This is a genomic window from Mesorhizobium sp. M2C.T.Ca.TU.002.02.1.1, from assembly GCF_003997225.1.
Window position 1 is genome coordinate 1 of the sequence record NZ_RZTO01000568.1, and the last position, 4,128, is coordinate 4,128.

General features: G+C 63.4%; 4 protein-coding genes. 2 read left to right on the forward strand and 2 right to left on the reverse strand.

Annotation, left to right across the window (positions count from 1 at the left end; all coding sequences use genetic code 11):
* Window positions 1–293 precede the first annotated feature (293 nt).
* Window positions 294–581 (reverse strand): hypothetical protein, encoded by a 288-nt coding sequence (locus EOD07_RS25075; protein WP_245470461.1) that lies wholly within the window; start codon window positions 579–581, stop codon window positions 294–296.
* Window positions 582–776: 195 nt separating this feature from the next.
* Between EOD07_RS25075 and typA the strand changes: the two genes are divergently transcribed.
* Window positions 777–2,606, forward strand: a complete 1,830-nt coding sequence (typA, locus tag EOD07_RS25080) for a translational GTPase TypA (protein WP_041011079.1) — start codon at window positions 777–779, stop codon at window positions 2,604–2,606.
* A gap of 51 nt (window positions 2,607–2,657) precedes the next feature.
* Here the strand turns inward: typA and EOD07_RS25085 are convergent, their stop codons facing one another.
* Window positions 2,658–3,281, reverse strand: a complete 624-nt coding sequence (locus EOD07_RS25085) for a DUF1062 domain-containing protein (protein ID WP_127237334.1) — start codon at window positions 3,279–3,281, stop codon at window positions 2,658–2,660.
* Window positions 3,282–3,714: 433 nt separating this feature from the next.
* Here EOD07_RS25085 and EOD07_RS25090 point away from each other — a divergent pair.
* Window positions 3,715–4,128: LysE family translocator (locus EOD07_RS25090; protein WP_164772500.1), on the forward strand; the 414-nt coding region annotated here is incomplete at its 3' end.

Sequence of the window (4,128 nt, forward strand, 5' to 3'; positions counted from 1 at the left end):
GCATTGCCAGAAACATCCTCCAGGCGGCTGACATCGACAAAGTCCCTGTCAGCCACCGCATCAAGAAATGTGCCTGGAACGATGATTATCTCATCCAGGCCATAACCCATATGCGATAGCCCTGCCCTCAAGGGGGGAGATCGGCTTTCACATCGGCTTTCGCCAATTTCCAACGCTGCAGGACTGGCGGCGGGATCAAAGCTGCTAATCTCCTCCCTTGAGGGGGAGACGCCCGGCAGGGCAGAGAGGGGTGCTGTCCCGCCAGCATTTGCCGTTTCCTGTGACGGAAAGGGTCAATCCGGGTAGCAAGCTCTCGGAACGTTCGGCCAAACCGCCGTGTCGCAGTTGGCGTCCTTCTGCCGCTGCTTGAAGGCGGCGCTGACCGGGCCGGTGACGATCGGGTCGACGCCGTCGGGGGCGTCGGCGAACATCTGCTGCGCGGTCCTGGCGTCGGGCGGCTGGATGGCACCGCTCTCCCGCAGCGCCGTCGCCGACTGCGCCACGCCGGCCGCAAGCAGCACGCCGAGCGCTGCCCACCCGAAAACCGGACGCAATCTGGACATATGATCGGTCATGAACATCGAACTGTCCGGCCCCTCAAAGGTTCCGCCTTGGTTAACAGAATCATTTCACACCAAGACGTTTAAGAATCAGTGACCATTATTTGGGGTCGGGCCTCCCCTTTCGCAATTGCGAAAAACCCTGTATGAGCCGCGCAACCGAAAAAGGCGGCGCTTGTTAAGCCTGCTGCCTGCAACGTTCCCGAGACCAGACACATGAACCTCCGCAATATCGCGATCATCGCGCACGTCGACCATGGCAAAACCACGCTCGTCGACCAGCTCCTGAAACAGTCCGGCGCCTTCCGCGACAACCAGCGCGTCGCCGAGCGCGCCATGGATTCCAACGACCTCGAAAAAGAGCGCGGCATCACCATCCTGGCCAAGGCGACCTCGGTCGACTGGCACGGCACCCGCATCAACATCGTCGACACGCCCGGACATGCCGATTTCGGCGGCGAGGTCGAGCGCATCCTGTCGATGGTGGATTCGGCGATCGTGCTCGTCGATGCCGCCGAAGGCCCGATGCCGCAGACCAAGTTCGTCGTCGGCAAGGCGCTGAAAGTGGGCCTGCGTCCCATCGTCGTCATCAACAAGATCGACCGTCCGGACGCCCGCCATATCGAAGTGGTCAACGAGGTGTTCGACCTGTTCGCCGCGCTCGACGCCACCGACGAGCAGCTCGATTTCCCGATCCTCTACGGTTCGGGCCGCGACGGCTGGGTGTCGGAAAACCCCGAGGGTCCGAAGGACCAGGGTCTGGCGCCGCTGTTCGACCTCGTCGTCAAGCATGTGCCGGCGCCGACCGTCCATCCCGGCCCGTTCCGCATGATCGGCACCATCCTCGAGGCCAACCCGTTCCTCGGCCGCATCATCACCGGCCGCATCGAGTCCGGCACGCTGAAGGCCAACCAGGCGGTCAAGGTGCTGCACCATGACGGCACGCAGATCGAGACCGGCCGCGTCTCCAAGATCCTCGCCTTCCGCGGTCTCGAGCGCCAGCCGATCGAGGAAGCGCAGGCGGGCGACATCGTAGCCATCGCCGGCCTGTCGAAAGGCACCGTCGCCGATACTTTCTGCGACCCGGCGGTGAACGAGCCGCTGCATGCGCAGCCGATCGACCCGCCGACGGTCACCATGTCCTTCCTCGTCAATGACAGCCCGCTTGCCGGCACCGAGGGCGACAAGGTCACCAGCCGCGTCATCCGCGACCGCCTGCTGCGCGAGGCCGAGGGCAATGTGGCGCTCAAGATCGAGGAATCGGCCGAAAAGGACTCCTTCTTCGTCTCCGGCCGCGGCGAATTGCAGCTCGCGGTGCTGATCGAGACGATGCGCCGCGAGGGTTTCGAGCTCGCCGTGTCGCGTCCGCGCGTCGTCATGCAGAAGGGCGATGACGGCCAGCTGCTCGAGCCGGTCGAGGAAGTCGTCATCGACGTCGACGAGGAGCATGCCGGCGTCGTCGTGCAGAAGATGTCGGAGCGCAAGGCCGAGATGGTCGAGCTGCGTCCTTCCGGCGGCAACCGCCAGCGCCTTGTCTTCCATGCGCCGACGCGTGGCCTGATCGGCTACCAGTCGGAGCTTTTGACCGACACGCGCGGCACCGCCGTGATGAACCGGCTGTTCTTCGCCTATGAGCCCTACAAGGGCGAGCTGCCCGGCCGCACCAATGGCGTGTTGATCTCCAACGAGCAGGGCGAATCCGTCGCCTACGCCATGTGGAACCTGGAAGACCGCGGCCCGATGATCATCGATCCGGGCGTCAAGGTCTATCAGGGCATGATCATCGGCATCCACTCCAGAGACAACGACCTCGAAGTGAACGTGCTCAAGGGCAAGAAGCTTACCAACATCCGCGCAGCCGGCAAGGACGAAGCGGTGAAGCTGACGCCGCCGATCCGCATGACGCTGGAGCGGGCGCTGGCATGGATCCAGGACGACGAGCTGGTCGAGGTGACGCCGAAGACCATTCGGCTCCGCAAGCTCTATCTCGACCCGAACGAGCGCAAGCGTTTCGAGAAGTCGGCCAGGGTGATGGGCGCGGCGTAAGCTTTCCAGCCAAGGGTTCAAAAGAGGGAGTATCTACTCCCTCTTTTCGTTTCAGCGGCACGCTGCCGACAGGATGGCGTTGCGATCAGCCTCCCCGATCAGATCGATGCGCACCGCCAGGCCGTCGCGAACCGGCTTGCGCAAGGTCCTGCCGCCGTCCGGTCCGACGGTCAGCCGCCCTCGGCCCTCCAGGGCTTGAAGCCTCGATCGCGGGAGGCCGAGCTCGCCGGCAAGCAAGCGGTCCAGCCGCAAAGGCGTCGTGCCCTCCAGCCGAAGCTCGAGCCAAAGCGCGGTCGCGTGTCCAGGTTCGCCGGCAGGCGGCTCCTTATGGACCGTGATGTCGGCAAATTCCTCGACCCGCCCGGCGCGATTGCGCAGCGCGGCGGCATCGAAGGCAAAACGGCGCACGAGCGCGGGATCGTTGCATTCGAGCGCCGTAAGCAGCGCCGGCTCGATATCGCGGCGGTTTCGCCGCTCCAGGATGGTGAAATTCCAGGAATTGTCACAGTCGACGCAACGATAGATCAGCCAGACGTCGATGCGCTTGCCGTTGGCGTTGACACGGAATTTTTCGCCGCATCGATAGGGTTTCACGCCGCCGCACCGGTTGCAGTTGATGAGAGGTCGAGGCGCGATTGCGGGCGCGATCGTCCAATGGACACGCAAGGTGGACATGCCGGTAGGCCCTTCCCGTCGGGAAGTCCGTCAGGCCGGCAATGTCCGAGATGCCCCTCATGGGCACGGCGTGGCGAGAGACTGTGTTGTTTGGAAATCAGGCGTCGGCGCGATTGCGCTCGACGCGGCTCAGCAATGCCAAACCGGTCTCGAACCGCCGCCTGAAGAACACGTGAAAATAAGCAGGCAGCATTGATGGCTGCGCCGCGGTGCATTCGGGGGAGTTGGCGAGACCGGCGGTTACTGAGGCAAAGCGATGCTCTGAATAGATGTCGAGGGTCGGTCTTCTAGCCAGGGCTGAAGGGGAGGGCAAGAGCGTCGGCAGCGCCGACGCTGGCAGCTATTGTCTCCTTGCTCAACGATTGCCTTTTGCCGGACGTGCCAAATCGGCTGCGATCCGGTATGGTCTGTTCGTTCAAGAGGAAACGCCCTCATGCATCTCGCCTCGCTGCTGATCTTCGCCGCCGCTTTGTTTGTCGCAGCCGGCTCGCCCGGCCCGTCGATCGCAGCCCTTGTGGCGCGGGTGATCTCGAAGGGTTTTCGCGATGTCTTCCCGTTCCTGCTGGCAATGTGGATCGGCGAAGCCATCTGGCTCTCTCTGGCGGTGTTCGGGCTGGCCGTCGTGGCGCAGACCTTTCACTACGCCTTCGTCGTCGTGAAATGGGTTGGCGTCGCCTATCTCGCCTGGCTGGCGTTCAAGATGTGGACGGCGCCGGTCGAGGCGAAAGAGGGCGAGATGCCGCGCGAGGATTCAGCCCTCAAACTGTTCTTTGCCGGCATGGCGGTGACCCTCGGCAACCCGAAGATCATGATGTTCTATCTGGCGCTGCTGCCGACCATCATCGAT